Origin of the sequence: Micromonospora sp. WMMC273 (assembly GCF_027460285.1) — a bacterium.
Classification (GTDB): domain Bacteria; phylum Actinomycetota; class Actinomycetes; order Mycobacteriales; family Micromonosporaceae; genus Micromonospora; species Micromonospora aurantiaca.
The window spans coordinates 2,668,376-2,694,120 of the sequence record NZ_JAPZBE010000001.1; the positions used below are offsets into that span (position 1 = coordinate 2,668,376).

The window sequence follows — 25,745 nt, forward strand, 5'->3', positions numbered from 1 at the left end:
TTCGGTCAATTAGCCGGGAGCATGGCCCAGACGACCTTGCCGGCGCCGACCGGCGTGCTGCCCCAGCGCTGGGTCAGCTCGCGGACCAGCATCAGCCCGCGGCCGCCCTCCGCACGCGGGTCACGGCTGCTCGCGGCGCGCGCGTCGGCCGGGCTGCCGTCCATCACCGCCACCCGCAGGTACGGCCGGCGCAGCGTCAGCGTCACCTGCATCGGGGTGCCGGCGTGCCGCACCACGTTGCCGACCAGCTCGCTGAGCACCAGCGATGCCGGGCCGGCCAGCTCCGGCACGTTCCACCTGCCGCACGCCTCGGTGACCAGCTCCCGGGCCCGCCGGCAGGCGCCGGCGACCGGCTCCAGCCGGGCCCGCAGCCGGGGCGACGCCGCCGCACCGGCCAGCGCCGTCGCCTCGGCGCAGTCCCGGCGCACCGGCACCACCCGGCAGGCGGTGGTCTCGTTCAGCCACGCTGCCGTCTCGGCGCAGGGAGCGGCGAGCACCATCGGCACCGCCGGCCAGTCGGCGGCCCGGCGGGCGGCGGCGGCGAAGACGGACAGCGCCAGCGGCTCGCCGACCTCGATCTCCTCCAGGTCGACCACCAGGGCGTCCGGCTGCGCGGCGAGGCAGCTGTCGAGCACCTCGTGCACCGCGCGCATCGTGCCCAGGTCGAGCGCTCCGGCCAGCCGTACGACAGTGACCGGCGACTCGTCGCGGACCTCGCACCTGATCCGGGTCACCATCGCCGCCTCGTTTCCTTCTCGTCGGGGAGGGTCGCCCTCGTCGGGGGAGGGCCGCCCGGCCGGGGCGGTCGCCGCCTCCCACAGCCGGAGGACTACGGACGTACCCGCGCCCCGGACCGGCGAAACCGGGCATCGGGGCCGCCGGGGCGCAGGTCAGCGGCGCTCCCCGCGCCGCGACGCGAGCAGCCCCAGCGCCAGCATGGCGGCACCCAGCAGCAGGTGCAGCCACGAGTCGGCCCGGTTGACCGCGAGCGCGTTCGCCGCGTCGCGCCGGTCGACCGCCAGCCCGTAGAGCCACAGCGCCAGGTAGACCGCGCCGGCGCCGACCAGGAACGCGCGGGCGCCGCTGACGGTACGGGCCAGCACCAGCCCGGCCACCCCCAGCACCAGGTGCACCAGGTTGTGCACCACCGAGACCTGGAACACACCGAACAGCCGGGCGCCGGAACCCGGCCCGGCGACGCGCAGATCCGCGAAGTGGCTGGTGACGCCCGGCACGAAACCCAGCGCGCCGAGCAGCAGCAGGAGCACGGCCAACCCCGAGGCGACCCGGCGTACCGGCGCCCGCCCGTCGGCCGGGTTGCGCCGCGCCCGGGAGTGCGCCATCGAATTCGTCACGCCGGCCTCCTCGCCACCGCGGAAGCGCCGGTTTCCCGCGGCCGGCGGGGGCAAACGCCGGCCCGGCCGCGCGGGACGGCCGGGCCGGTGGACGTGCTCGCGGGGGATCAGGCGGGCTGCAGCGGCTTCGTCGCGCCCGCCCGGACCCGGTCGTACAGCTCCACGTACCGCTGTGCCATCCGGGCCGGGGTGAACCGCCGGGCCGCCTCCCGCCGGCACTCGGCCGGCTCCAGCCCGTCGGAGGCGAGCACCAGATCACCCAGCTCCCGCTCGTCGCCGGTGAGCAGGCCGGTGCGGCCGTGCTCGATCAGCTCCGGCAGGCAGCCGCGGGAGGTGGCCACCACCGGCGTACCGAGTGACAGCGACTCGACCACCGCCGTGCCACCCGGCTCCTCCCAGCGCAGCGGGAACAGCGACGCCCGCGCCGAGGCGACCAGGTCGTCGCGCTCCCGGCCGGCGACCGTGCCGACCCAGCGCACCCGGTCGCCGTCCACGTGCGGCGCGACGTGGTCGTAGAAGAAACGCACGTCCGGGTTCTGCCGGGCCTCGTCGCCGGCCGCGGCCAGATCCTCCGGGCGGTGGTACGGGCCGACCGGCCCGGCCAGGACCAGCCGGAAGCCGGTCTCCTGCGCCAGCCGGGCGCCCAGGTCCTGCCCCTTGCCCGGGTTGATCCGGCCGAGGATCACCACATGGTCGCCCTTCGCCACCGGCGCGTGCCGGTCCGCGTCCACGGCGAGCGGGGTGGACAGGTGCACGTGTCCCACCGAGTGCGCGCGCAGCGCCTCCGGCGCGCGGGCCAGCTGCGAGGCGGACACGCCGTTGACCCGTACCCGTTCGCCGCCGTCGAGGTTGCCGTACAGCTCCGGGTGCTTGGCGAGGTCCCAGTGCAGCGTGTGCAGCACCGGCGGGGCGTCCGGGCCCATCGCGGCGAGCGTGGCCAGACCGACCGCCTCCACGTGGTCGTGCACCAGGTCGATGTCGTCGCGGGCGTGCAGCGCCCGCACCACCTCGGACAGGTGCGCCTGGGAGACGCCGCAGACCTGGTTGTACGGCCGCTGCAAGGCGTGGAACTGGCCGTCCGGGAAGACCGCGATCCGCTCGTCCACCGGCAGCGTGCTGCTCTCCACCGAGGCCAGCACCACCCGCATGCCCAGCCGGCGCAGCTCCGGCACCAGCGTGGCGATCACGTTCTCGATCCCGCCGTAGCCGGGCGGCGGCACGGACAGCCACGGCCCGGCGTTCATCAGCACGGTGAGCGTCATGCGCTGTCCTCTCCGGTGTTCTTGCTGTTCATGCGGCCGCCACCCGGCGGCGGGGAAGGCGGTTGCGCATCTGCGCCAGCGGCGGGCGTTCCTGCACCGACACGTCGTTCACGACGATCTCGCGGTCCAGATTGGGCAGCGCCTCGGAGCCGCCCCGGCGGAACTGGGTCAGCAGCGCGGTCGGCGCCACCCCCGGCGCCGCCCACCCGCGCCGTTGCAGCCGCGACCAGGCGGTCAGCATGATCTGCGCGGACATCCGGCCCAGCGCGGCGGTGTCCTGGTGCCGGTGCTTGCGCTCACCCAGGTCCACCTGGGCCAGCGCGTCCAGCCCGACCAGCTCCAGCAGGTCGATCAGCATGGCCGTCTCGACGCCGTACCCGGTGACGAACGGCACCCGCTCCAGCACCTCGCGGCGGCCGGCGTACTCGCCCGCGAGCGGCTGCACGAAACCGGCCAGCTCCGGCCAGAACAGGTTCAGCAGCGGCCGGGCCATCAGCTCCGTCACCCGCCCGCCGCCGTCGGGCTCCACACTTGTCGCACCGACAAGCGGCCGGTGGTAGAACCCCTTCACGAACTCCACGCTCGGGTCCGTCAGCAGCGGCCCGAGCAGCCCGGTCACGAAGTGCGGCCGGAACTCGCGCAGGTCGGCGTCGACGAACGCGACCACGTCCCCCTCGGCGGCGGCCAGCCCGGCCCAGAGCGCGTCGCCCTTGCCGGCCAGCCGGGGCAGCCCGCGCGTCATCGCGTCCTGGCTTACCACCTCGGCGCCGGCCGCGCGCGCCACCTGCGCGGTCCGGTCGGTGGACCGGGAGTCCACCACGATCAGCTCGTCGACGAGCGGCACGCGGTCCATCAGGTGTTCCCGGACGGTCGACACGATCGCGCCGACGGTCGCCTCCTCGTTGCGGGCCGGCAGCACCACGCTGACCCGGCTCGCGCCCTTGGCCCGGACCAGTCGTCGCGCCGGCCAGTCGGCGGCGGTGCTGGTGCGATACGTGGCCCACGCCTCCACCACAGGTGAGACGGTCGAATCTGATTCCCGCACGGGCACCCCCCATTAGTGGTGGAATCGCGAACCATGGTTTTCCCAATCCCGCATCTGCGCTAACCGGATCTTGCCCAACAACCTGATCACCAGGTGCGTACCGGGCGGTTCCGGGCAGATGAACGTTGCGTTGCGCCCCCCGGCGGCGTTTCGCGCGCGGCCGCCGGGGGGAGTGGTGACCGAAGTCTTCCAGTCGTGGCGAGAGGGTTGGTCGGATGCGTACCTGCCGGGTGGGACTAGTCGGAGCCGGTGGGGTGGCGCAACGCCACGCCCGGGTGCTCACGGGCTTCGAGGACGTGGAGCTGCTCGGTGTGACGGACGTCGCGCCGGACGCGGCGGGGGCGCTCGCCGGCACGTACGGCGGGCGGGTGTTCCGCGACGTGGACGAGCTGCTCGCGGCCGGCCCGGACGCGGTGTACGTGTGCGTGCCGCCGTTCGCGCATGGCCCGGTCGAGGAGGCGGTGGTCGCCGCCGGCGTGCCGATGTTCGTGGAGAAGCCGGTGGCGATCGACCTGGAGACCGCCGAGCGGGTCGCCGCGCTCGTGGAGCAGCGCGGGCTGCTCACCGGCGTCGGCCACCACTGGCGCTACCTGCACGTGGTGGAGGAGGCCCGGCGGCTGCTCGCCGGCCGTCCGGTGCGGATGGTCAACGGCGCCTGGCTGGACAAGGTGCCGCCGGTGGCGTGGTGGGCGCGGCGGGACCGCTCCGGCGGCCCGGTCGTCGAGCAGGCCGCGCACGTGCTGGACCTGGTCCGGCTGCTGGCCGGTGAGGCGGTCGAGGTGACCGCGTACGGCGACGGCACCCCGCCGCCGGTCGACGGCGCCGACATCGACTCGGTGACCGCGGCCACGCTGCGGTTCGGCTCCGGCGCGGTCGGCACGCTCGCCGCGTCCTGCGTGCTGGGCTGGAAGCACCGGGCCGGCGTGGAGATCCTCGCCGACGGGCTGGCGATGTGGCTGGCCGAGGACGGCCTGACCGTGCGTGACGCCGACGGCGAGCGGCACGTGTCCGCCGACCCGGACGCCGCGCGGGTCGCCGTCGACCGGGCGTTCGTCGATGCCGTGTGCGGCCTCGGCGACGACGTGCGGGTGCCGTACGCCGAGGCGCTGCGCACCCACCGGCTGGCCCTCGCGGTGGCCGAGTCGGCGCGTGCCGGGCGGCCGGTGGCGCTGCCGACCGGCCCGGCGGCCCGGCTCACCGCGGCGGTCGCGGACGCGGGGGTGAGCGTCGATGCGTGACCGGGTGGTGGTGGTCGGCGGTCCCGGCCGGGTGGAGCTGGCCGAACTGGACGCGCCGGAGCTGCGCGAGGGCACGTTCCGGGTGGAGACGCTCTACAGCGGTGTCTCCGCCGGCACCGAACTGAGCTTCGTCAAGGGCACCAACCCGTACCTGCACGTCACCTGGGACGCCGCGCTCGGGCTGTTCCGCCCCGGGGAGGCGAGCACGCCGTACCCGGTGACCCGGCTCGGCTACATGCAGGTCGGACGCGTGGTGGCCAGCCGTACCCCGGCCGTCGCGGTGGGCGAGGTCGGCGCCATGACGTACGGGCACCGCAGCGGCTGGGTGGCCGACCCGCTCACCGAACGGTTCGTGCCGCTGCCCGACGACCTGGATCCGCTGCTCGGCGTGTACGTCGCGCACATGGGCCCGATCTGCGCCAACGGGCTGCTGCACGCCGCCGCCGACCTGTGCGGCACCGACGTGCGCACGCTCGGTGACGGCGTACGCGGACGCCGGGTGGCGGTGGTCGGCGGCGGCGTGGTGGCGCTGCTGACCGCGCTGTTCGCCCGCCGGCACGGCGCCGCCTCGGTGGTGGTGGTCGACCCGACACCGGCCCGGCGGCAGGTCGCCGAGGCGCTCGGTCTGGACACGCTCGACCCGGACGCGGACGACCCGGCGGTGGTGCTCAAGACGCGGTGGAACCACGCGGCCGGGGACCGGGGTGCCGACGTGGTCTTCCAGTGCCGGGGGCAGGACTGGGCGTTGCAGCTCGCGCTGCGCCTGCTGCGCCCGCAGGGCACGGTGATCGACCTGGCGTTCTACCAGGCCGGTGCGGACGCGGTCCGGCTCGGCGAGGAGTTCCACCACAACGGGCTGTCGCTGCGCTGCGCGCAGATCGGCCGGGTGCCGCGCGGGCTGGCCCCCACCTGGGACCGGGAGCGGCTGTCGGCGGAGACGGTGGAGCTGCTGCGCCAGTACGGCGACGTGATCCGCAAGCACCTGATCTCGGCGGTGGTCCCCCTGGACGAGGCCCCCACCCTGCTGACCGACCTCGCCGACCGCCGCCGCACCGAACTCCAGGTGGTCCTCACCCCCTGACCCCCTCCCAGGGCGTCGATCATGAGGTTGACGGCGACAAAACGGACACGACATGCTGTCAACCTCATGATCGACGGAAGCGGGCGGACGGTGGGCGGGAGACGCGCGGTGGGCGGGGGTCACAATCGGCTCCGGTTCGCGTACCGTTGCCGCTCATGGGTGTGTCGCAACGGTTGAAGACCAGGTTCCGCCGGTTCCTCCAGCGCCCGGGGACGACAGTCGACCTGGCGCCGCTGGAGAAGCTGCTGCCGGCGATCGAGGCGCGCGAGGCGGACCTGGAGCAGCTCTCCGACGCCGAGCTGACCGAGGCCGCCGGCCGGGCCACGGGGTACGAGGAGATCTGCGCGATCGGCCGCGAGGCGGCCCGGCGCGGGCTCGACCAGCGCCCCTACGACGTACAGCTGCTCGGCGCGATGGCGCTGCTGTCCGGCAAGGTCGCCGAGATGGCCACCGGTGAGGGCAAGACGCTCACCGCCACGGTCGCCGCGTACGGCCACGTGCGGCTGGGCAACGGCCCGGTGCACGTGCTCACCGTCAACGACTACCTGGCCCGCCGCGACGCCGAGTGGATGACGCCCGTCTACGACCTGCTCGGCCTGACCGTCGGCTGGGTCAACGAGGCGTCCACGCCCGACGAGCGGCGTGCCGCGTACGGCTGCGACGTCACCTACGTTTCGGTCAGCGAGGCCGGCTTCGACTTCCTGCGCGACCAGCTCGTCACCGACCTGGCCGACCGGGTGCAGCCGGCGCTGAAGACCGCGATCGTGGACGAGGCCGACTCGATCCTGATCGACGAGGCCCGGGTGCCGATGGTGCTGGCCGGCGCGGTTGGCGGCGAGCAGGATCCGGTGCACGCGGCCGCCGCGCTGGTGCGCGGCCTGCGCAAGGGCAAGCACTACACGATCGCCGAGGACGGCCGCAGCGTCGCCTTCACCTCGGTCGGCCTGGCCACCGTCGAGGCCAAGCTCGGTGGCATCGACCTGTACGACGAGGAGCACGTCGGGCAGCTCTCCGCGGTGAACGTGGCGCTGCACGCGCACGCCCTGCTGCACCGCGACGTGGACTACATCGTCCGGGACGACTCGGTCGAGCTGATCGACGAGATGCGCGGCCGGGTCGCGCAGCGCCGCCGCTGGCCGGACGGGCTGCAGGCCGCGGTCGAGGCGAAGGAGGGCCTGGACGCCACCGCCGAGGGCGAGGTGCTGGGCACGATCACCGTGCAGGCGTACATCGCGCTCTACCCGACGGTCTGCGGCATGACCGCGACCGCGGTGCTCGTCGGCGACCAGCTCCGCGAGTTCTTCGGCCTCGAGGTCGCGGTGATCCCGCCGAACACCCCCTGCGTCCGCGAGGACGAGCCGGACCGGATCTACGCCACCCGCGCCGAGAAGGAGGAGGCGCTGGTCGACGAGATCACGCGCTGCCACGAGGCGGGGCGGCCGGTGCTGGTCGGCACGCTCGACGTCAAGGAGTCCGAGGGGCTGGCCGCCGCGCTCAACGCCGCCGGCGTGTCGTGCGTGGTGCTCAACGCCAAGAACGACGACGAGGAGGCCGGCATCATCGCGGAGGCCGGCGCGTACGGCGCGGTGACGGTCTCCACCCAGATGGCCGGCCGGGGCGTCGACATCCGGCTGGGCGGCAGCGACCAGGCCGACCGGGACCGGGTGGCGGAGCTGGGCGGCCTGTACGTGATCGGCAGCGGCCGGCACGACAGCCGCCGGGTCGACGACCAGCTCCGCGGCCGGGCCGGCCGGCAGGGCGACCCGGGCGGGTCGGTGTTCTTCGTCAGCCTGGAGGACGACCTGGTGGTCCGGCACGCCGGCGACACCGTGCCGGCCTCGCCCCGGATGAACGCCGACGGTCTGGTCACCGACCCGCAGGTCGACTACGCGGTGGAGCACGCCCAGCGGGTCGCCGAGGGCGTCAACCACGAGATCCACCGCAACACGTGGCGCTACAGCCAGGTGATCGAGCAGCAGCGCAAGGCGCTGGCCGAGCGCCGGGAGCGGCTGCTGACCAGCGACATCGCCGCGCTGATGCTGCTGGAGCGGGTGCCGGAGAAGGCCGGCGACATGGACGAGGACCTGCTCGCCGACGTGGCCCGCAAGATCGCCCTCTACCACCTGGACCGGCTCTGGGCCGACCACCTGGCCGAGCTGTCCGAGGTACGCGAGGGCGTGCACCTGCGGGCGCTGGGCCGGCTCGACCCGCTCGACGAGTTCCACCGCAGCGCGGTGCCGGCGTTCAACGCGCTGGTGCCCGAGATCGAGACGCGGACCGTGGCCACGTTCGAGGAGACCGAGTTCGACGAGGGCTGGGAGCCGGACTCGTCGAAGCTGGTGCGCCCGACCGCCACCTGGACCTACCTCGTGCACGACAACCCGTTCGGCTCGGAGCTGGACCGGCTGATCGCCTCGGTGGGTCGGCGGCTCATCTCCGGGTCGCGCTGACCCGCGCCGAAGGCCCCTTCCGGTGCGACCGGGAGGGGCCTTTTTGCGCGGTTTCGCCTGCGGTCTGCGAGGGTAGTAGGCCGGGGCCCGGCCACAGGAGGGACGGACATGGGACAGGCAACGGTGCCGGACGGGGAGACCGCGCGGACGCACGCGGGGACGGTGGAGGCCCCGGCCCGGTGAACCTCGACACGCGCCAACCCATGATCGACAACCTCGGTGTGCTGGAGACGGCCGCGCTGCTGCGCGAGCTGACCGCCGGCCTGATCGGTGCGGCCGGGTTCGACGAGGCGCTTGACCGCCTGGTCCGGATCGCCCGCGACGCCGTGCCGGGCGTGGACTGCTGCGGCTTCACCGCGCTGCGCGCCGGTGAGCCCGCCGGGGTGGCCGCCTCCGACCCGGACCGGGCCGAGCTGGACGACCTGCGGCACGGCCCGGACACACCGGCGATGACGGCGATCCGCCGCCGGGAGATGATCATCGCGGGCGGGTTGCCCGACGAGACGCGCTGGCCGGCCTGGAGCGAGCGGGCCCGCGCGCTGGGCGTGCACGGGGTGATCTCCGCCCCGGTCGACGTGGACGAGCAGGTGATCGGCGCGATCAACCTGTACGCGGAGGCGCCCGACGCGCTCACCCCCCGGCACCAGCTCACCGCGATGCTGCTCGCCGAGCACGCCGGTCTGCTGCTGGCCGCCGCGCGTGACCGCGAGCGGGCCGCCTCCCGGGCCGGTGAGATCGACGACTCGCTGCTGGCCGAGGGCGTGGTCGGGCAGGCCGTCGGCGTGATCATGACGCAGCGTGGCTGTCCCGCCCCGGAGGCCCTGCGGGTGCTGCGCAGCGCCGCGTCCTCGCTGGACATCCCGCTGCGCGAGGTGGCCGAGAGGCTCGTGCTGACCGTCTCCCGGCCCCGGGACAACTGAGCGACAGTCGTTTCACCCCGCGGCACCTCGGGTAGCACTCTGGACTGGTGAGCTGCGCCGACCTGGGGAGGAAGCGATGCAGAGCCGACTGCGGGTGCAGGGGCATCCCATTCAACCGATGCTTGTCACGTTCCCGTTCGGCCTGTTCGTCTGCGCCGCGGTCTTCGACCTGGCCGACGTGGCCGGCGGCCCGGCGTTCCTCGGCGAGGTGGGCTACTGGACCGCCGTGGCCGCGCTCGTCGCCGCCGGGCTCACCACAGTCGCCGGCCTGGTCGACCTGTGGGACGTCCGCGCCGGGCGCACCAGCCGGACCGTGCTGACGTTCAACCTGGTCAACGCCGTCATGGCGGCGCTCTTCCTGCTGTCCTGCCTGATCCGGGCGAACGCGCCGCAGCGGGGCGCGAACGGCGCCCTGCTCGCCGCCGAACTCGTTGCGCTCGCCGTCGGCGCGGTCGGGGTGGCCCTGGGCGCGCGGCTGATGCAGCAGTTCGACCGGGCCGCCGAGCCGAGCGGCTTCGAGACGTTCGGCGACGTGCCCGCCGGGTCCACAGTCGAGATCGCCCGCCCGCGCCCGTTCTGACCCCTGCGGAAATGCGTTGCCGCAGCCACCGCCGGGCGGCAGGCTCACGGGCATGGTCGGCACGTTCGAGGAACTGGTAGCCGAAGCCGAGGCGGCGCCGGTCGAGGGCTGGGGCTTCGACTGGCTGCGCGGCCGCGCCACCGAGGAGCGCCCGCCCTGGGGGTACGCGCGCCTGGTCGGCGAACGGATGGCCGCCGTGAACGCGGCGCTGGACATCGACACCGGCGGGGGAGAGGTGCTGGCCGAGGTGCCCGCGCCGCCGCCGCTGCTGGTCGCCACCGAGGCGTGGCCGCCGAACGTGCCGGTGGCCCGGCGCCACCTGCGCCCGCTCGGCGCGTCCGTGGTGCGGGTGGGCGACCGCCCGCCGCTGCCGTTCCGGGACGCCGCCTTCGATCTGGTCGTGAGCCGTCATCCGGTGCACACCTGGTGGGGCGAGGTGGCCCGGGTGCTGCGACCCGGCGGCGCCTACCTGTCCCAGCAGATCGGCCCCGGCACGATGCGGGAGCTCAGCGAGGCCGTCCTCGGGCCGCTGCCGCCGCCGGAGCACCGCCATCCGGAGGCGGCGGTCGCCGAAGCGCGGGCCGCCGGGCTGACGGTGGTCGACCTGCGTGAGGCCACGCTGCGTGCCGTCTTCCATGACATCGGCGCGGTGGTCTGGTTCCTGCGCAAGGTGGTCTGGACGGTGCCCGGCTTCACCGTCGGCCGCTACACCGACGAGCTGCGCCGCCTGGACGAGCGGATCCGCGCCGAGGGACCGTTCGTCGCGTACGCCCGCCGTTTCCTCATCGAGGCGCGCCGGGACTGAGCGGGCCGGGCCGGTGGGCGGCGGCGTGGTGCGCGGCCAGCACGTCGGCGCCGAAGTCACCGGCCGGGCGGCGCAGCACGGTGTGCGCGTGGTTGCCGTCGTCGGTGGTGTTGTCGTACTCGATCAGCAGGTCGTCGCCCTGCACCCGGTAGTAGTGCCGCCGGCCCGGCTCGACCGGGCCGGCCCAGGCGAAGTGCAGCTCGCCGCCGTCGAGCCGGTCGGCCTCCCGGGCCGCCAGCTCCGGCGGGAGCCGGTCCAGGTAGAGCGCGACCAGCCGGTCGAGCAGCGCCCGGCCGGTGGGCCGCAGCCGCCCCCGGGGTACGCCGAGCGGGTCGAGCCGTCCCGGCGCGGTGGCCCGGGTGGCGCTGATGATGTCGGCGGGCGCCTCGTCGGCGATGATCGCGGCGGAGCGGCCGGCCGGTCCGAGCGCGTCGAGCAGCTCGCGGGCCAGGTCCTCCTCGGGGCCCAGGGGCCGGGAGACCGGGCGGCCGGCGTGCCGGACGGTGGCCGGGTTGGCGCCGAGGAAGACCGGCGCGGGTGAGACCCGGTCGTCGGCGACCGTCATGCTCACCGACAGGTGGTGTCCCTCGAACCGCCAGGCCCAGTCGTCGTCGCGGGCCGGGTCGCCGAAGACGGCCACCCAGTAGTCGCCGCTGTGCCGGCCGCGCCGCCAGTCCTCGGCCCGGTCCAGCACCTCCTCCAGCGCCATCACGGTCATGGCCTGGGCGTACGCGGCCGGGCTGAGCGCGGTGGCGAGCAGCCGGTGGGCGGCCTTGTGGGCGTCGACGTCCAGGCCGGCGAGCGCGACGCCGGGCCGGGGCCGCGGCCGGTACTCCAGCCACCGCCGGGCCGGCTCGTCATCGAAGGCGTGCCGGGCGGCGCCGCGGGCCGGCTCGTCCAGCGCGGCCAGGAACGCCGCGGCGGCCGTGCGCATCTGCTCGGGTACGGGATCCTCCACCGTCCCTGTATACCGCCCGCCGGTCACGCGCGGCCGAGCAGCGTCAGCATGTCGGGCAGCTCGAAGAACCGGGCGGTCTCCACCGCGGACGGTCCGCCGTGGTCCGGGTCGGCGCCGGCGTCGAGCAGCGCGCGGACGGCGGCCTCCTGGCGCCGGAACACCGCTGCGGCGAGCGCGGTCTGCCCCCTGTCGTTCACCCGGGCCGGGTCGGCGCCCCGCGCCAGCAGCGCGGCCACCGTCTCCGGGTGGGCGTGGTACGCGGCGAGGATCAGCAGCGTGTCGCCCTTGGCGTTGGTGAGGTTGACCGGCAGCCCGGCGTCCACGTTGGCGGCAAGTTCCTCGGTGGCGCCGGCCCGCGCCAGGTCGAACATCCGGTGGGCGAAGGCGATGGTCTCGTCGTCGAGTTCGTCGGGCATCCGCCCAGGCTATGGCGTCGCGGCCGGACGCGCCTGGTACCTTGCGCAGCCGGGCACGGGAGGCGCGCACATGGACGATCGGGTGTACGTGGGCAACGCGGCGGTGGACGGCGCGACCGACGCGGGCTGGCTGCTGGGCCACTTCAAGCCGGCCGGGGACGTGCGGCACAGCACCGACGTGGAGGTGAAGTGGGGCGTGCACCCGGCGGGGGAGACCCGGTCCCGGTGGGCCACCGGTGAGCGGCGTACCGCCCTGCTGGTGCTGATCAGCGGCGCGTTCCGGATCGAGCTGCCGGACCGGACGGTGGTGCTGCGCGCGCCCGGTGACTACGTGGTGTGGGGCCGGGGTGTGGACCACTCCTGGTACGCCGAGCGAGAGTCCACGGTGCTCACCGTCCGCTGGCCGTCGGTGCCGGGTTACCAGGTGGGCCCGCCGGTCCTCCGCTGAGCCGCGCCCGGCGTCCCAGTATTCGGTATTACCTACTAAACCGATAGGCTTTACCGTCTAAGCTGTGGGAGCACATCCGCTCCGCACCGTGAGGACGCACCGCCGATGACCAGCACCGTTCCCGCCGACCTGCTCGCCGTCGCCGCCCGCTGGGCCGACCCGGACGGCTGGCCGGTGCCGCTGCGATTCGAGGCGCCCGAGCGCTGGTACGCCCGGCTGGACGCCGGCGACGCACACGAGGTGTGGGCGCTGAGCTGGCTGCCCGGACAGGGCACCGGCCTGCACGACCACGGCGGCTCGGCCGGTGCGTTCCTGGTCGTGGCCGGCGTGCTCACCGAGGAGACGGTGAGCGGCGGGCGGCTGCGCCCGCACCGGCTCGCCGCCGGAGCCGGTCGGCGCTTCGGCGCCCGGCACGTGCACCAGGTCACCAACCACGGCGACGAGCCCGCCGTCAGCGTGCACGTGTACCGGCCGGCGCTGACCCGGATGACCCGCTACCACCTCGTCGCCGGCCGGCTCCGGGTCGCCGAGGTGGCCCGAGCCGGTGTGGCCTGGTGAGCCGCCCTCGCAACCCCGACGAACGGAAGGACGCCACGATGGCGCAGACCCCCACCCGCACCGAGCGCTGTCCGGTCCCGCCGCCCGGCTCGCGGGGCATCGACGAGATCCTCGCGGCCGCCCGCGCCCGCCTGCGCCGGCTCGACCCGGAGCAGGCCCACCTGGCGTGCCGGGGCGGCGCGCTGCTGGTGGACATCCGCCCGGCCGCCCAGCGTGCCGCGCAGGGCACAGTGCCCGGCTCCCTCGTGGTCGAACGCAACGTGCTGGAGTGGCGCTTCGACCCGCGCTGCGCGGCCCGGCTGCCGCAGGCGACCGGCTACGACGTCCCGGTGATCGTGCTCTGCCAGGAGGGCTACACCTCGTCGCTGGCCGCCGCCGCGCTCCAGGACCTCGGCCTGCACCGGGCCACCGACGTCGTCGGCGGCTTCGCCGCCTGGCAGATCGCCGGCCTGCCCACCCTCGGTCCCACCCCGCCGACCCGACCCTCGTCCGCCGCGCCCCCGGTCACCGCCGGCGGGGCGCTCCGCTGACCGTCCCGCCGCACCCGGCTGGGCGGGGCGACCGCCCGCACAGGAGGCTCCCATGTCCGTCGTCGCCCTCACCACCCGTCCGGCCCGCCCGGGCCGCCCCGACCGGGCCGTGCCGCCCCGGCCGCGTACCGCACCGACGCTCACCATCACGCTCGACCTGGGCGCAGGGCCGCTGACGCCGGGCCTCGCACGCCTGGTCGACCTGCTCGACGAACTGGCCGCGTCCGGCGAGGGACTGGCCGCCTCCGGCGAGGGGCCACCCGCCCGTACCGTGCTCGACCTGCGCCGCGGCGACGCCGCCGCCCCGGCGGCGCCCGTCCCCGGCGGCGTGCGCATCCTCACCGGCACCCGGCGGGTCCGGCACGGCGGCGCCGAGATCCCGCTGACCCGCATCGAGTACGACCTGCTGCTGTTCCTCGCCGAACATCCCCGCCGCGTGTTCACCCGCCTGCAACTTCTCGCGAACGTCTGGGGCTACGAGCACGCCGTGGCGCGCACCGTCGACGTGCACGTGCGCCGGCTGCGGGCCAAGTTCGGGCCGGACACGCCGCTGGTGACCACCGTGTACGGCGTGGGCTACCGCCTCGCCGACGACGCCGCGATCCTCGTGGACCGCGACGCCTGACGCCGGCCCGGCCGGCACGCGGCGCACCCCGGGATCGGGTGCGCCGCGTTCACGTTCGCCGCTGATCCGCCATTGTGAACGCCCGGGGAGACCCCCCGTACCACCGCGAATCGGTGCTCTGCTGTAATCAACGGGCCTCGCACGCAGAGCGAGCGCACGGCTGCGATGTGTTCGTCAAATGTCACATTCATGCAACGCGGCCGCCCCTTGACCCTCGCAGAGACGCCGGGAAGCATCGATGAAGCGGCGTCCCGGGCCGTGGGGAGATACCCGGACCAGCCCAAGGAGGACCATGTCGGTCAGCCCCGCCTCGTCGCGCGCCGGATGGCATACGTCCCAACCCGCGGTCCCCGGTCGCCCCCCGGGCGGCCAGCGTCGTCCCGCGAACACGGCCGCCGCGCCCATGCTCACCGTCACCCTCACCATTCCCCTGGCCTGCGAGGAGTCGCTGACCCCGGCCGCCCGCCGGCTGCTCGACGCCGCCCGCGAGATGCTCGAACGCGGCGACGCGGTGGTCAGCGCGGGCACGGTCCCGGCCGAGCGCCGGCCCGACGCCGTGCCGGGCGGCCGCGCTCCGGCCCGCCCGCTCGCTCCGACCATCCCCACCCTGCACATCCTCGCGTCGTCCCGGTCGGTGCTGCGCGACGGCGAGCCGCTGCCGCTGACCCGCCTGGAGTTCGACCTGCTGCTGCACCTGGTCGCCCACCCGCGCCGGGTGTTCACCCGGCTGCAACTGCTCAACGCGGTCTGGGGGTACGAGCACGCCGGCGTCCGCACCGTCGACGTGCACGTACGCCGGCTGCGCGGCAAGGTCGGCGTGGACGTCCCGCTCGTCACCACCGTCTACGGCGTCGGCTACCGGCTCGCCGACGACGCCCGCGTCACCATCGACCGCACCGGCTGACCGTCCGGGACCACCACCCGCCGATCGGCGCCGGACGGAGCCCCGACCGCCCGAACCGATCATGTGGTGACCCGCCCGCCCGCGCGGCACGATGGTCCGATGCGCGTGCGCCCGATCAGCCCCGACCGGCTCGTCACCGAGCTGGCCGAGCGTCTCGCCCGCACCGGGACGCCCGGCCGGCTGCGGGTCGCCGTGGACGGCCCACCCGCCGCCGGGCCGGACACGCTCGCCGGGGCGCTCGTCGACCCGCTGCGCGCCGCCGGCCGGCCGGTGCTGCACGTCCGCGCCGGCGACTTCCTCCGCCCCGCCTCGGTACGCCTGGAGCACGGCCGGACCGACCCCGACGCGTACTACGAGGGCTGGCTCGACGAACCCGGGCTGCGCCGCGAGGTGCTCGACCCGGCCGGCCCGGACGGCTCCGGCCGGCTGCTGCCGTCACTGTGGGACGCCGCCGCCGACCGGGCCAGCCGCGCCGCGTACGTCGATCTGCCGCCCGGCGGCGTGGTCCTGGTCAGCGGCGCGCTGCTGCTCGGCGGCACGCTGCCGTTCGACGTCACCGTCCACCTCGTGCTCTCCCCGGCGGCGCTTGCGCGGCGCACCGACCCGGCGCTGCGCTGGACCCTGCCCGCGTTCGCCCGCTACGCCGGCGAGGTCGACCCGGCGTCCTTCGCCGACGTGGTGGTCCGGGCCGACGATCCGCGTCGTCCGGCGCTCGTCGAGGCCGCCTGACCAGCGGCTGCGGACTCACCGGAAACACTCAGGAAACAGCCGGTTTGACCCGCCGAGGGCGGGGGTAATCGCCCGGCTCACAGAGCACGGGTGATCTCGTCGCCCGCGCATCCACAGTCGGACCGGGTCCGGGGCGCTGGCCGCCCCGGTCCGGTATGAGGGTGTAGGAAAGGCAGGCAGCGATGCTCGTCCACGACACGACAGCCACCGGCCGCTCCCAGGCGGAGGTCGACCAGATCCGGCAGTCCCTGCGGTCGCGGTACGACGAGCTGACCGCCGAGTACGAGAACACCGTGGCGCAGAGCCAGGTGCTGCGGCTGGTGGAGGTCGGCGACACCGCCGGCGACGACCAGGCCGACAGCGGCACCAAGACCGCCGAGCGGGACACCGCGCAGTCGCTGCTGCGCACCATCCTGGACCGGCGGGCCCAGTTCGAGCACGCGCTGACCCGCCTGGACGAGGGCACCTACGGCTTCTGCGAGGGCTGCACCGCCCCGATCCCGGTGGAGCGGCTGGAGATCTTCCCGTCCGCGACCTCCTGTGTGGCCTGCAAGCAGACCAGGGAGCGGCGGGCGGCCTGAACGCCGTTCCGGTTGCCGGTCGGTCCTGCAGCGCGGTGAACTCCCATCATGGGTGAGATCAAGGTGGGCACCGCCTCGTGGACCGACCGGACGCTGCTCGACTCCGGCTGGTACCCGGCGAGCGCCGACACCCCGGAGAAGCGGCTGTCCTACTACGCCCGGCAGTTCCCGCTGGTCGAGGTGGACGCCACCTACTACTCGCCGCCGGCCGAGCGGACCGCCAGGCTGTGGGCCGAACGCACCCCGCCCGGGTTCACGTTCAACGTCAAGGCGTTCAGCCTGCTGACCGGCCACCCCACCCGCGTCTCCGCGCTCTACAAGGACCTGCGCCCGGACACCGACAAGCGCAACGTCTACCCGGACGACCTGCCCGCGCAGGCGTACGAGGAGGTGTGGACCCGGTTCCTGTCCGCCCTCGACCCGCTCGTCGAGGCCGGCAAGCTGGGCGCGCTGCTGTTCCAGTTCCCGCCCTGGTTCACCATCAAGCGCGCAAACAAGCAGTACCTGCTGGAGGTGGCCCGCCGGTGCGCGCCGCTGCGTCCGGTGGTCGAGTTCCGGCACGCCTCCTGGTTCGACGGCGACAACGCCGAGGAGACGCTCGGCTTCCTGCGCGAGCACGACCTGCCTTTCGTCTGCGTGGACATGCCGCAGGGACACAAGTCGTCAGTACCGCCGGTGCTGGCGGCCACCGCGGACCTCGCGGTGGTCCGGTTCCACGGGCACAGCGACAAGTGGACCAGCAAGGACATCCACGAGAAGTTCGGCTACGACTACTCCGAGCGGGAACTGCGCGACTGGGCGCCGAAGCTGCGCGAGCTGGCCGGCGAGGCCGGGCAGACACACATCCTGATGAACAACTGTTATCGGGACTACGCGCAGCGCAACGCCACCACACTCGCCGGCCTGCTGGACGCCTGAGCGACTCACCCGGTCCGGGTGAGGTCCACTCACCCACCCCCGCCGCAGCATGAACGGTGGGCGCCGGCTCGGGCGCCGCGACGAGGAGGTGGGTCATGACGGTACGGGTGGTGGCGGACCGGCGCCGCGGTGGCGTACTGCACGTGGTCGGCAGCTCCGAGGCGCCACGGCGGGCCGAACGGCCCGGCCGGTTCAGTCCGACCCGGTTGTGGCGGGGCCCCAGCGGTCCGCCGCGCCGCGCCGACGACCGACGCTGGGAGACCGAAGTACGGGGGTGAGCCCGATGGCCGAACAGCTGTTGTCCGCGTTCGAGTCCTCGCTGGACAAGACGAACGTGATCCTCAAGGAGATCGAGTCCGCGTACGGCTGGCCGAAGGAACAGCGCAACCAGTCCTACGCCGCGCTGCGTACCGTGCTGCACCTGTTGCGGGACCGGCTGCCGGTGCAGGAGAGCGCCGAGTTCGCCCAGCAGTTGCCGGTGCTGGTGCGAGGGATCTACTTCGACGGCTGGCAACCGGAGAACGTGCCGATCAAGCTCAACCGCGACGACTTCCTGTACGAGGTGCGCCAGGGCTTCCCGTACGACGTCGAGGGCGGCGCGCAGCGGGTGGTGCAGGTCGTGCTGGACACGCTGCGGCGGCACGTCACCCAGGGCGAGTGGGAGGACGTGAAGGCCACCATGCCGGGTGACCTGCGTCAGATGATTCCCTGATCCGGCACCGGACCGGCCCGTCCCGCCCCCTCGGCGGGGCGGGCCGCCGGCGTCCGGGACACCGGCAGCCCGGCCCGCCGGGCCAGCCCGGCGAACGCGACCGCGTCGACGATCGCCGCGCCGCCCGGGTCGTTGTTGAAGTAGACGTACGCCGGGTCGCCGTCACCGAACTCCCCGGCCAGCCGGTGCACCCAGCTAGCCAGCGCGGCCCGCCCGTAGCGCGGCCACGGCCGGGCCCGCCCCTCGTGCAGCCGCAGGTACCCGAAGTCGGTGGTGCGCCACAGCGGGGTGATCGGCCGGCTGAGGCAGTCCGCCCAGACCAGCGCCGCCCGGTGCCGTTCCAGGACCCGCCGGGTGTCGTCGGTCCACCACGACGGGTGTCGCGGCTCGACGGCCACCCGCACGTGGGCGGGGAACCGGCGCAGCACGCCGGCCAGCGTGTCCGGGTCGGCGCGCAGCGTCGGCGGGAGCTGCACCAGCACCGGGCCGAGCCGGTCGCCGAGCCCGGACGCGCGGTCCAGGAACCGGGCCACCGGCTCGGCCGGGTCGCGCAGCCGCTTGATATGCGTCAGGTAGCGGCTCATCTTCACCGCCACGCAGAAGTCGCCGGGCGTACGCTCCCGCCACGCGACGAACGTGTCTCGCTCCGGCAGCCGGTAGAACGCGTTGTTCACCTCGACCGTGGCGAACCGCGCGGCGAAGTGCTCCAGCCAGCGCCGCTGTGGCAGCCCGGCCGGGTAGAACCGTTCCCGCCAGTCCCGGTACTGCCAGCCCGACGTGCCGACCAGGAACATCGCCGTGCCCTACTGAAGGTTGATCTGGAAGACCTCGAACGTGGCGCCGAACCGTGCGCCGAGCCGGCTGCCGGCCGGGCGGGCCATGCCCTCCAGGAACTCCTCGGCGTCGAAACCGCCGTCGCCGAGCCCGCTCAGGTACGCCCCGTGCGCCCGCAGCGACGCCACACCCCTGTCGAACGTGTCGGTCACGTCCACCCCGTGCCGGGCCATCGGCGAACCGGCCGCCCACACCTCGCGGACCCGCGACCACGGCTGTGTGCCGTCGGTGAGCTGCTCCGGGAAGATCCACCGGTTGCCGGCGTCGCGGACCGCGTCCAGCGTGGCCCGGCCGCAGGCGATGTGGTCGGCCTGGTTCAGCGCGTACGCCCCGTCCCACGTCTCCCGGAAGTTGTTCGTCAGCACCACGTCCGGCCGGTGCCGGCGCACCACGGCGGCGATGGCCCGGCGCAGCGGCACGCCGTACTCCAGCAGCCCGTCGGGCAGGCCGAGGAACTCGACCTCCGACACCCCGACCACGGCGGCGGAGGCCCGTTGCTCCTCCTCGCGCACCACCCGGGCGCGTTCCGGCGTCATCCCGTCGATGCCCGCCTCGCCGCTGGTGAGCAGGCAGTACACGACCTCCTTGCCCTGCCCGGTCCAGCGCGCCACCGCGGCGGCGGCGCCGAACTCCAGGTCGTCGGGGTGGGCCACCACTGCCAGCGCCCGCTGCCAGTCCTCGGTCAGCGGGGTGAGTGGCTCCGGCTGCGTCACGTGCGTCTCCTCGCGTCGTCCTCCCGCCATCCTGGCACTCGCCCGCTCCCACCGCTTGCCCCGCGAACCGTCCGTACGGCGGCGTCCGGGCGTCTACGGTGTGGTTAGAGAAGATCGGGCGTGGGGTACCACCCGCTGCACACGGACCCCGGCACCACGCGGGGCGGCACACCGAGGGAGCACCCATGGCATTGAACGACGACGACATCCAGAGCAGCGGCGGCAGCGGCCTGGAAGGCCCGGCCGACGGCGGTGCCACCCCGGGTCAGCACGACGGTGGCGCGGACGGCGGCGCGGAGGGTCCGGCCGACGGTGGCGCGACTCCGGGTCAGCACGACGGTGGCGCGGACGGCGGCGCGGAGGGCCCCGCTGACGGCGGCGCGACTCCGGGTCAGCACGACGGTGGCGCGGACGGCAGCGCCGAAGGTCCGGCCGACGGCGGCGCGACCCCGGGTCAGCACGACGGCGGCGCCGACGGCAGCGCCTGACACATGAGCACCACGCACGTCGACCCGCCGGGTGGCCACGGCCGCCCGGCGGTTCCGTTCTCCGCGACCGAGGCGCTGGCCCGGTGCGTGGCGGTGGAGCCGGCCAAGTTCGCCGCCGACCACTGGGGGCGCAGCCCGCTGCTGTCCCGCGCCGCCGAGCTGCCGAACGCCGACGGCTTCACCGACCTGCTCAGCACCGCCGACGCCGACGAGCTGCTCAGCCGCCGCGGCCTGCGTACCCCGTTCCTGCGGGTGGCGAAGGACGGCCAGTTGGTGCCGGCGGCGCGGTTCACCGGCGGCGGTGGCGCGGGCGCCGAGATCGGCGACCAGGTCCTGGACGAGAAGGTGCTGGCGCTGTACGCCAACGGCGCGACGCTGGTGCTGCAGGGCCTGCACCGCACCTGGCCGGCGATCGTCGACTTCGCCCGCGACCTGGGCACCGCGCTGGCCCAGCCGTTGCAGGTGAACGCCTACCTGACCCCGGCCGGCAGCCAGGGTTTCGCCACCCACTACGACACCCACGACGTGTTCGTGCTCCAGGTGGACGGACGCAAGCACTGGCGGATCCACCCGCCGGTGCTGGCCGACCCGCTGGAACGCCAGCCGTGGGGCGGCCGGGCCGACGAGGTCTCCGCGACCGCCGAGGGCCGCCCCGAACTGGACGTGGTGCTGGAACCGGGCGACGCGCTCTACCTGCCGCGCGGCTGGCTGCACAGCGCCCAGGCGCAGGAGTCCAGCTCGCTGCACCTGACCGTGGGCATCCGGGCGCTGACCCGGTACGCGGTGGTCGAGGAGCTGCTCGCGCTCGCCGCCGAGGACGCGCGGCTGCGCGCGAGCCTGCCGTTCGGGCTCGACCTGGCCGACCCGGACGCGATCGAGCCGGAGCTGACCGAGACCGTCGAGGCGCTGCGCGACTGGCTGCTGCGGGCCGACCCGGCGGCGGTGGCCGGCCGGCTGCGTGCCCGGGTGTGGCCGGCCGCCCGTCCGGCGCCGATCCGGCCGCTGGCCCAGGCGCAGGCGCTGGCCCGGCTGAGCGCGGACAGCGAGGTCGCGGTACGCGGCGGCCTGCGGTGGCAGCTCACCCCGGCCGCCGACGGACGGGTCACGCTGCGGGTGCCCGACCGCACGCTCACCCTGCCCGGCACCTGCGAGGCCGCGCTGCGCGCGCTGCTCACCGGCGAGGTGACCCGAGTCGGTGACCTGCCCGGCCTCGACGACGACGCCGATCGTCTGACGCTGGCCCGCCGCCTCCTCAAGGAGGCCGTCCTGACCCCCGCCTGATCCCGGCGATCATGAGGTTGACCGGCGGCGCGACGGCGTGTCGCGCCGCCAACCTCATGATCGACGGCGGGAGAGCCGGCGCGCGGGGCGGCGGTCAGCGGGTGTAGGTCACCGTCAGCAGGAGCAGCGTCGTGACCAGGCCGGAAGCGGCCACCAGGATCATCGGGCGGGGGGTCAGCACCGCGTGGCGGCGGTCGGCCAGCAGCCGCGCCGGCGCCAGCCCGATCACCGGGCCGAGCAGCGTCACCACCAGCGCCAGCACCGGCAGGCCCACCGCCAGATCGCCGCTGGAACCGGCCGCGAGGGCCCGCGCGCCCACCCCAAGCGCGTACGCCACCAGCGCCCCGCCGATCCCGCACGCGACGAGCAGCGGGTTCACCGAACCGGGCAGCTCGCCCGGCGAGCCGGTGCGGTCCAGCAGCTCCCGGACCGCCCGCAGCAGCGGCACCGGGTCACCGGCCGCGCCGCGTACCGGGCCGGGCGGGTCGCCCAGCCGCCGCGCGCTCCCGCCGAGCCGGGCCCGCAACTGCGTCCACAGGTGCGTGACCTCGCCGTCGACGCGTTCCACGAGCAGGGACGCCTCGGCCACCTCCGCTTCGGCCTGCCGCACCTGCTCGGCGGCCTCCGCGACCGCCCGGTCGGCCGCGGCCACCTGCTGGTCGTACCAGGTGTGCGCCTCGGCCCGCTGGGCGGCCACCCGGGCGGTCAGCTCGGCGAGCCGGCGGATCTGCGCGCTGTACGTCTCACTGGCAACCGGTTCGTTCATCGGGAGGGACCATAAGGGATGATCACCTGTCCGGTGCGGTGCACCGCCCGGTCGAAGTAGAGACCGCGCCACGGCCGGGGATACCAGTCCGGCCCGCCGCTGCCCGGATACAGCGAGGAGCCCAGCTCACCGCCCTGCACGTCCAGCGCCACCCAGGCGCCGATCTGATCCGTGCGCGCGCCCGCGCCGCCCAGGTCCACCCGCATCCGGGCCACGCCACGCCACCACGCCAGCACGTGCGTACGCCGTTCCGGCCCGTCGTGCAGGATCCGGCGCAACTGCTCCAGCCCGGTGCGCGTACCGGCCTTGCCGGCCAGCGCCGCGGCGGCCGCGTCCACCGCGTACAGCAGCAGGAAGTGCGGGGTACGCGCCGCACCCGGCGCGCCGAGTCCGTCACCCACCTCGGCCATCAGCTCCGGCACCGTCTCCTCGTCGTACCAGGAGGCGTCGCCTTCCAGGTCCTCGTACAGGGCGCGGGCGGCCGGGTCGGCGTCCGGATCCAGGCAGGCGATGGAGAACCGGGCGGTGCCGGGCCGGTACTGCCGCGCCAGCGACCGGGCGGCGGCGTCGAGCACCGCGCACGCCTCGTCCACCCGGGTGCCCAGCACCGCCAGGTTGCGGCCCGGCGCGCGGGGCAGCCGCAGCGCCGCCGAGCGGGACTGCACGTCGATGATCTCGCCGAGCAGCGCCACCGGGCTGCGCGGCACGCCCTGCTCCGGCGCGGTGAGCGCCCGGAAGTCCGGCGCGTCGGCCAGCCTCGGGATCGCGTCGCCGTCGAACAGCCGGGCCGGCGCGGCGTCCTGCGGGCGCATCCGCCACAGCCGGTGCTGAAGCTCGCTCCACGTCTCCCAGTCGCTCGCCGACGGGATCCGGGCCACCTCGTTCCCCTCGGCCAGGCCCGACTCGGCGTTGACGACCGCGTGGTGACGGGGCAGCGACTGCGCCGCGTCGTTGCGTTCGGCCAGGATGCGCAGCGCCTTCGGTAGCGCGATCCGCAGCGTGAACTGGGCGACCAGCGCCGGCCGTCCCCACAGCGCCTCGATGCCGCGGACGTCCTGCGAGGCGAGCACCAGATGGATGCCCTGCGACCGGCCCCGCCGGGCCAGGTCCTCCAGCAGGTCGGCGGCCTCCCGGGCGACCACGTCCCGCCCGGCGAGCAGCGCCTGGAACTCGTCGACCACCGCCACGATGCGCGGCCAGTGCCCGTCCGGGTCCACCGCGCGCAGCTCGGCCAGCTTGGTGACCTCGTGCTTCTTCGCCGCGTCGGCGCGACGGCGCAGCTCCTCGGCGAGGAAGCGCAGCAGCGCCAGACCGAACTCCCGGTCGGTGTTGACGTTGATACCGACCAGCCGCATGTGCGGCAGCCAGCTCGGGTCGCGCCGGCCCTGCGCGAACCGGGCGAAGGACACGCCCTCCTTGAAGTCCAGCAGGTAGAACTCCAGCTCGGCGGGGGAGTACCGGGCGGCGAGGGCGCCGATCCAGGCGAAGATCAGGTTCGTCTTGCCGGTGCCGGACGGGCCGCCGATCAGCGCGTGCGGCGGGTAGTCGCCGAGCGTGAGCAGCACCTGCCGCCCGTGCGGGCCCTCGCCGATCGGCGCGCTGAGGCCGTGCGCGGAGTCCTCCCGCCAGTACTCGTCCGGCGGCGGGAGCAGGTCGGTGAAGGGCGTCGGCGGCGGGCCGGCGGCCACCCGGGAGGCGACGGTACGGCACGTCTCGGTGACCAGGGCGGGCGGCGGCGGCGCGTCGAGCACCACCGGCAGCCCGGCCACCCGGGCGTCGTCCGGCTCCACGGTGATCCGGGTGACTGTCGGGTCGTCTGGTAGCTCGATGCCGCGGACCACGAGGTGCACGCCGCAGGCCGCGCCGGTCCGCACCACCCGGTCGAGCTGGCCGCGTTCGTGCCGGGACAGCTCGTCGCCGCCGAGCAGCACCGCCACCCGCCACGGCTCCGGGCGGCGTCCGGTGGCGGCGGCCAGCTCGCGCAGCGAGCCGTACTCACCGGCGAGCACGGTGGCGTTGATCCGGCGGATCTGTTCCACCAGGTCGTCCAGCAGCCGGCCCAACCCGCCCGGCCCGACGAACGTGAGCAGCCCGGCCGTGCCCAGCGGCGCGAACCCGGCCAGCCCGCCGCCCAGGTGCTCCGGGTCGTACCCGTAGAGCCGCACCGCGCCCGGGTCGGCCCGCCCGACCGAGCGCAGCAGCAGTGCCGGTACCACGGTGGCCAGCCCGGCACGGTCGCCGCCGGCCAGGTGCGCGTGCCCGGCATCGAGCAGCGGGACGAGCGCCGGCACCGGCTCGGCGCCGTCGAGGCGTACCGTGCCGACGCGCAGGGCACCCGGCGGCTCGGACCGGCCGGCGGGCGTGGCCTGCCAGCGGTCCCACGGCGCGGACGCCGCGCCGGGCGCCTCCCGCTGCGCCGCGGCGGCGGCCCGCCGGGCCAGCTCGGCGAGGCGGGCGGTGTGCCGGGCGTCGATCTCGGCCAGGCGCCGGTCGCGGGCGGCACCCACTCGGGCGGGCACCGCCGCGGCGGCCCGGCGGGTACGGGCCAGCCGGTCCCGCCCGGCGGCCAGGTCGGCCTCGGCGGTGGCGAGCCGGGTACGGGTGGCGCCGAGGGCCTCGGAGAGCATCCCCCGGACCCGCGTCACCAGTCGAGCGCGGACGTCAGCCACGGGACGGCTCCCGTTCGTCGGTGTCCTCGGGCAGGTCCCGGCCGAGCCGGTCGAGCAGTACGCCGGTGAGCACACCGGCGGTGACCGCAGGGTCGGCCGCGTGCGGCTGTTCCGCGTCGTCGTCGCGGCGCGGCGGGGGCATCCGGCACACCCGGGTCAGCAGCGTGTCGAGCACCGGCCGCGGCAGCCCGGGCAGCAGGTCGCGGACCCGGGAGTCCAGCGCGCCGCGCAGCCGGGGCAGGTCGTCCGCGCGGGGCGGATGGCCGAGCAGCTCACCGGCCAGTTCGCGCAGCAGCGGCGGGGTGATCGCGGCCAGCCCCAGCCCCACGTCGGCGTGCGCCCGGCGCAGCTCGCGGTGCAGCCGGTCCCGGTCGCCGGAGCGGACCCCGGCGGCCACCCGGCGCAGCAACTCGTGTGAGTCCACGACGCGCTCGTCCGGCTCGTCCGGCGCACCCTCCCGGCCGCCGGTCAGCTCCGCCACCCGCACCGCCCACCAGCGCCGCACCGCCGGCTGCTCGCCCGGCTCGGCGGCCGGGCCGGGCACGGGCGGCTCCTCGCCGCGCGGCGTGTCGTGCTTCGGCGGCCGCTCGCCCGGCAAGGTCGGGCGAGCGCCGTCGGGGGCCAGCCCGATCGCGGCCAGGTACGCGGTGAGCTGCTCCTGCGCCACGCGCAGCGCGTAGCCGGCCGTCTCGGCGTGCTCGGTGGCCGAGGACAGCTCCGGCACCCCCATCGGGTCGGACGACTCCTGGCGTACCCAGCGCAGCCGCTCCTGCGCCTGGCCGAGCTTCTCCAACGCGGCGGCGAGCTGCGCCAGCGGCAGTTCCTCGGCGGCGGCGCGCACCTGCGCGCCGATGTCCTCGACGATGGACACGGCCGGGC

29 protein-coding genes are annotated in these 25,745 nt (G+C 75.2%); 18 read left to right on the plus strand and 11 right to left on the minus strand.

The features are described 5' to 3' along the window. Positions 1 to 5 precede the first annotated feature (5 nt). The 4 genes from O7611_RS12345 to O7611_RS12360 all read right to left on the minus strand — a co-directional run bounded on the left by O7611_RS12345 (position 6) and on the right by O7611_RS12360 (position 3,629). Positions 6 to 737: an ATP-binding protein gene (locus O7611_RS12345; protein ID WP_135239900.1), complete on the minus strand. Its 732-nt coding sequence runs from the start codon at positions 735 to 737 to the stop codon at positions 6 to 8. A 153-nt stretch (positions 738 to 890) separates the two neighbouring features. After that, positions 891 to 1,343 carry a DUF4383 domain-containing protein gene (locus O7611_RS12350; RefSeq protein ID WP_269698085.1) on the minus strand — a complete coding sequence of 151 codons (453 nt, stop codon included), beginning with the start codon at positions 1,341 to 1,343 and terminating at the stop codon, positions 891 to 893. A gap of 119 nt (positions 1,344 to 1,462) precedes the next feature. Then, positions 1,463 to 2,617, minus strand: coding sequence for a glycosyltransferase (locus tag O7611_RS12355; protein WP_269696866.1), 1,155 nt, complete (start codon positions 2,615 to 2,617; stop codon positions 1,463 to 1,465). Positions 2,618 to 2,645: 28 nt separating this feature from the next. Next, positions 2,646 to 3,629, minus strand: coding sequence for a glucosyl-3-phosphoglycerate synthase (locus O7611_RS12360; protein WP_269698087.1), 984 nt, complete (start codon positions 3,627 to 3,629; stop codon positions 2,646 to 2,648). Between the two features lie 248 nt (positions 3,630 to 3,877). Between O7611_RS12360 and O7611_RS12365 the strand changes: the two genes are divergently transcribed. The 6 genes from O7611_RS12365 (at position 3,878) to O7611_RS12390 (ending at position 10,736) form a co-directional block, all read left to right on the plus strand. Further along, entirely contained in the window at positions 3,878 to 4,900 is a 1,023-nt protein-coding gene (locus tag O7611_RS12365) for a Gfo/Idh/MocA family protein (protein ID WP_194801642.1), read from the plus strand. After that, positions 4,893 to 5,981: a zinc-dependent alcohol dehydrogenase gene (locus O7611_RS12370; protein WP_194801641.1), complete on the plus strand. Its 1,089-nt coding sequence runs from the start codon at positions 4,893 to 4,895 to the stop codon at positions 5,979 to 5,981. The genes O7611_RS12365 and O7611_RS12370 overlap by 8 nt, the downstream gene beginning before the upstream one ends. Before the next feature lie 155 nt (positions 5,982 to 6,136). Then, positions 6,137 to 8,431, plus strand: a complete 2,295-nt coding sequence (gene secA2 / locus O7611_RS12375) for an accessory Sec system translocase SecA2 (RefSeq protein ID WP_194801640.1) — start codon at positions 6,137 to 6,139, stop codon at positions 8,429 to 8,431. Positions 8,432 to 8,634: 203 nt separating this feature from the next. Then, complete coding sequence (locus O7611_RS12380; protein WP_228532436.1) at positions 8,635 to 9,351, plus strand: GAF and ANTAR domain-containing protein; 717 nt, start codon at positions 8,635 to 8,637, stop codon at positions 9,349 to 9,351. A 76-nt stretch (positions 9,352 to 9,427) separates the two neighbouring features. Further along, positions 9,428 to 9,931, plus strand: coding sequence for a DUF2231 domain-containing protein (locus O7611_RS12385; protein WP_194801638.1), 504 nt, complete (start codon positions 9,428 to 9,430; stop codon positions 9,929 to 9,931). Between the two features lie 52 nt (positions 9,932 to 9,983). Next, a complete protein-coding gene (locus O7611_RS12390) occupies positions 9,984 to 10,736 on the plus strand; it encodes a class I SAM-dependent methyltransferase (RefSeq protein WP_194801637.1) in 753 nt (250 codons plus the stop codon). Here O7611_RS12390 and O7611_RS12395 read toward each other — a convergent pair. Together O7611_RS12395 and O7611_RS12400 are read right to left on the minus strand one after the other, a co-directional pair. Further along, on the minus strand, positions 10,714 to 11,694 hold the full coding sequence (locus tag O7611_RS12395) for a DUF3500 domain-containing protein (protein ID WP_194801636.1): 981 nt from the start codon (positions 11,692 to 11,694) through the stop codon (positions 10,714 to 10,716). The two genes, O7611_RS12390 and O7611_RS12395, sit on opposite strands and share 23 nt — an antisense overlap. A 23-nt stretch (positions 11,695 to 11,717) precedes the next feature. Then, positions 11,718 to 12,110: an ankyrin repeat domain-containing protein gene (locus O7611_RS12400; RefSeq protein ID WP_194801635.1), complete on the minus strand. Its 393-nt coding sequence runs from the start codon at positions 12,108 to 12,110 to the stop codon at positions 11,718 to 11,720. Between the two features lie 70 nt (positions 12,111 to 12,180). Here O7611_RS12400 and O7611_RS12405 point away from each other — a divergent pair, with 70 nt between their 5' ends. The 10 genes from O7611_RS12405 to O7611_RS12450 all read left to right on the plus strand — a co-directional run bounded on the left by O7611_RS12405 (position 12,181) and on the right by O7611_RS12450 (position 18,115). Continuing rightward, a complete protein-coding gene (locus O7611_RS12405; protein ID WP_194801634.1) occupies positions 12,181 to 12,558 on the plus strand; it encodes a signal peptidase I in 378 nt (125 codons plus the stop codon). 105 nt (positions 12,559 to 12,663) lie between these two features. Next, positions 12,664 to 13,116: a cysteine dioxygenase gene (locus O7611_RS12410; protein ID WP_194801633.1), complete on the plus strand. Its 453-nt coding sequence runs from the start codon at positions 12,664 to 12,666 to the stop codon at positions 13,114 to 13,116. A 38-nt stretch (positions 13,117 to 13,154) separates the two neighbouring features. Then, positions 13,155 to 13,646 carry a rhodanese-like domain-containing protein gene (locus O7611_RS12415; protein WP_269696867.1) on the plus strand — a complete coding sequence of 164 codons (492 nt, stop codon included), beginning with the start codon at positions 13,155 to 13,157 and terminating at the stop codon, positions 13,644 to 13,646. A 52-nt stretch (positions 13,647 to 13,698) separates the two neighbouring features. Further along, positions 13,699 to 14,271, plus strand: coding sequence for a winged helix-turn-helix domain-containing protein (locus tag O7611_RS12420; protein WP_194801631.1), 573 nt, complete (start codon positions 13,699 to 13,701; stop codon positions 14,269 to 14,271). Between the two features lie 292 nt (positions 14,272 to 14,563). Then, positions 14,564 to 15,175 (plus strand): winged helix-turn-helix domain-containing protein, encoded by a 612-nt coding sequence (locus O7611_RS12425; RefSeq protein WP_269696868.1) that lies wholly within the window; start codon positions 14,564 to 14,566, stop codon positions 15,173 to 15,175. Positions 15,176 to 15,274: 99 nt separating this feature from the next. Further along, positions 15,275 to 15,904, plus strand: a complete 630-nt coding sequence (locus O7611_RS12430; protein WP_194801629.1) for a uridine kinase — start codon at positions 15,275 to 15,277, stop codon at positions 15,902 to 15,904. Positions 15,905 to 16,086: 182 nt separating this feature from the next. Beyond that, positions 16,087 to 16,485, plus strand: a complete 399-nt coding sequence (locus tag O7611_RS12435; RefSeq protein WP_194801628.1) for a TraR/DksA family transcriptional regulator — start codon at positions 16,087 to 16,089, stop codon at positions 16,483 to 16,485. Positions 16,486 to 16,533: 48 nt separating this feature from the next. Then, positions 16,534 to 17,403, plus strand: a complete 870-nt coding sequence (locus tag O7611_RS12440; protein ID WP_194801627.1) for a DUF72 domain-containing protein — start codon at positions 16,534 to 16,536, stop codon at positions 17,401 to 17,403. 95 nt (positions 17,404 to 17,498) lie between these two features. Beyond that, positions 17,499 to 17,681, plus strand: a complete 183-nt coding sequence (locus O7611_RS12445; protein ID WP_262015572.1) for a hypothetical protein — start codon at positions 17,499 to 17,501, stop codon at positions 17,679 to 17,681. Positions 17,682 to 17,686: 5 nt separating this feature from the next. Then, positions 17,687 to 18,115 (plus strand): DUF2267 domain-containing protein, encoded by a 429-nt coding sequence (locus O7611_RS12450; RefSeq protein WP_194801626.1) that lies wholly within the window; start codon positions 17,687 to 17,689, stop codon positions 18,113 to 18,115. On the opposite strand, the gene O7611_RS12455 is transcribed toward O7611_RS12450, so the two are convergent. Next, complete coding sequence (locus O7611_RS12455; RefSeq protein WP_269696869.1) at positions 18,100 to 18,909, minus strand: DUF72 domain-containing protein; 810 nt, start codon at positions 18,907 to 18,909, stop codon at positions 18,100 to 18,102. The two genes, O7611_RS12450 and O7611_RS12455, sit on opposite strands and share 16 nt — an antisense overlap. Positions 18,910 to 18,918: 9 nt before the next feature. Beyond that, entirely contained in the window at positions 18,919 to 19,662 is a 744-nt protein-coding gene (locus O7611_RS12460) for a PIG-L deacetylase family protein (protein ID WP_194801624.1), read from the minus strand. Positions 19,663 to 19,847: 185 nt separating this feature from the next. Here O7611_RS12460 and O7611_RS12465 point away from each other — a divergent pair, with 185 nt between their 5' ends. Both O7611_RS12465 and O7611_RS12470 read left to right on the plus strand, forming a co-directional pair. Then, entirely contained in the window at positions 19,848 to 20,150 is a 303-nt protein-coding gene (locus tag O7611_RS12465) for a hypothetical protein (protein ID WP_026268594.1), read from the plus strand. Positions 20,151 to 20,153: 3 nt separating this feature from the next. Continuing rightward, the gene (locus tag O7611_RS12470; protein WP_194801623.1) at positions 20,154 to 21,431 is read left to right on the plus strand and encodes a cupin domain-containing protein; all 1,278 of its coding nucleotides are present in this window, start codon (positions 20,154 to 20,156) and stop codon (positions 21,429 to 21,431) included. A gap of 94 nt (positions 21,432 to 21,525) precedes the next feature. On the opposite strand, the gene O7611_RS12475 is transcribed toward O7611_RS12470, so the two are convergent. Genes O7611_RS12475 through O7611_RS12485 form a run of 3 tightly spaced genes read right to left on the minus strand, consistent with a single transcriptional unit; the run spans position 21,526 to position 25,737 of the window. After that, on the minus strand, positions 21,526 to 22,197 hold the full coding sequence (locus O7611_RS12475; protein WP_194801622.1) for a hypothetical protein: 672 nt from the start codon (positions 22,195 to 22,197) through the stop codon (positions 21,526 to 21,528). Further along, positions 22,194 to 24,866: an FtsK/SpoIIIE domain-containing protein gene (locus O7611_RS12480; protein WP_269696870.1), complete on the minus strand. Its 2,673-nt coding sequence runs from the start codon at positions 24,864 to 24,866 to the stop codon at positions 22,194 to 22,196. The genes O7611_RS12475 and O7611_RS12480 overlap by 4 nt, the downstream gene beginning before the upstream one ends. Next, positions 24,859 to 25,737 carry a hypothetical protein gene (locus O7611_RS12485; protein ID WP_194801620.1) on the minus strand — a complete coding sequence of 293 codons (879 nt, stop codon included), beginning with the start codon at positions 25,735 to 25,737 and terminating at the stop codon, positions 24,859 to 24,861. Before O7611_RS12485 ends, O7611_RS12480 begins: the two co-directional genes overlap by 8 nt. Between the last annotated feature and the right edge of the window lie 8 nt (positions 25,738 to 25,745).

Excerpts from the sequence above, each read along its gene's own strand:
- O7611_RS12350 (WP_269698085.1), bottom strand. The coding sequence starts at position 1,343 with ATGGCGCACTCCCGGGCGCGGCGCAACCCGGCCGACGGGCGGGCGCCG.
- O7611_RS12415 (WP_269696867.1), top strand. The coding sequence starts at position 13,155 with ATGGCGCAGACCCCCACCCGCACCGAGCGCTGTCCGGTCCCGCCGCCC.
- O7611_RS12430 (WP_194801629.1), top strand. The coding sequence starts at position 15,275 with ATGCGCGTGCGCCCGATCAGCCCCGACCGGCTCGTCACCGAGCTGGCC.
- O7611_RS12450 (WP_194801626.1), top strand. The coding sequence starts at position 17,687 with ATGGCCGAACAGCTGTTGTCCGCGTTCGAGTCCTCGCTGGACAAGACG.
- O7611_RS12405 (WP_194801634.1), top strand. The coding sequence starts at position 12,181 with ATGGACGATCGGGTGTACGTGGGCAACGCGGCGGTGGACGGCGCGACC.
- O7611_RS12445 (WP_262015572.1), top strand. The coding sequence starts at position 17,499 with ATGACGGTACGGGTGGTGGCGGACCGGCGCCGCGGTGGCGTACTGCAC.
- O7611_RS12365 (WP_194801642.1), top strand. The coding sequence starts at position 3,878 with ATGCGTACCTGCCGGGTGGGACTAGTCGGAGCCGGTGGGGTGGCGCAA.
- O7611_RS12420 (WP_194801631.1), top strand. The coding sequence starts at position 13,699 with ATGTCCGTCGTCGCCCTCACCACCCGTCCGGCCCGCCCGGGCCGCCCC.
- secA2 (WP_194801640.1), top strand. The coding sequence starts at position 6,137 with ATGGGTGTGTCGCAACGGTTGAAGACCAGGTTCCGCCGGTTCCTCCAG.
- O7611_RS12390 (WP_194801637.1), top strand. The coding sequence starts at position 9,984 with ATGGTCGGCACGTTCGAGGAACTGGTAGCCGAAGCCGAGGCGGCGCCG.
- O7611_RS12380 (WP_228532436.1), top strand. The coding sequence starts at position 8,635 with ATGATCGACAACCTCGGTGTGCTGGAGACGGCCGCGCTGCTGCGCGAG.
- O7611_RS12475 (WP_194801622.1), bottom strand. The coding sequence starts at position 22,197 with ATGAACGAACCGGTTGCCAGTGAGACGTACAGCGCGCAGATCCGCCGG.
- O7611_RS12355 (WP_269696866.1), bottom strand. The coding sequence starts at position 2,617 with ATGACGCTCACCGTGCTGATGAACGCCGGGCCGTGGCTGTCCGTGCCG.
- O7611_RS12440 (WP_194801627.1), top strand. The coding sequence starts at position 16,534 with ATGGGTGAGATCAAGGTGGGCACCGCCTCGTGGACCGACCGGACGCTG.
- O7611_RS12345 (WP_135239900.1), bottom strand. The coding sequence starts at position 737 with ATGGTGACCCGGATCAGGTGCGAGGTCCGCGACGAGTCGCCGGTCACT.
- O7611_RS12470 (WP_194801623.1), top strand. The coding sequence starts at position 20,154 with ATGAGCACCACGCACGTCGACCCGCCGGGTGGCCACGGCCGCCCGGCG.
- O7611_RS12435 (WP_194801628.1), top strand. The coding sequence starts at position 16,087 with ATGCTCGTCCACGACACGACAGCCACCGGCCGCTCCCAGGCGGAGGTC.
- O7611_RS12385 (WP_194801638.1), top strand. The coding sequence starts at position 9,428 with ATGCAGAGCCGACTGCGGGTGCAGGGGCATCCCATTCAACCGATGCTT.
- O7611_RS12400 (WP_194801635.1), bottom strand. The coding sequence starts at position 12,110 with ATGCCCGACGAACTCGACGACGAGACCATCGCCTTCGCCCACCGGATG.
- O7611_RS12410 (WP_194801633.1), top strand. The coding sequence starts at position 12,664 with ATGACCAGCACCGTTCCCGCCGACCTGCTCGCCGTCGCCGCCCGCTGG.
- O7611_RS12370 (WP_194801641.1), top strand. The coding sequence starts at position 4,893 with ATGCGTGACCGGGTGGTGGTGGTCGGCGGTCCCGGCCGGGTGGAGCTG.
- O7611_RS12465 (WP_026268594.1), top strand. The coding sequence starts at position 19,848 with ATGGCATTGAACGACGACGACATCCAGAGCAGCGGCGGCAGCGGCCTG.
- O7611_RS12455 (WP_269696869.1), bottom strand. The coding sequence starts at position 18,909 with ATGTTCCTGGTCGGCACGTCGGGCTGGCAGTACCGGGACTGGCGGGAA.
- O7611_RS12425 (WP_269696868.1), top strand. The coding sequence starts at position 14,564 with ATGTCGGTCAGCCCCGCCTCGTCGCGCGCCGGATGGCATACGTCCCAA.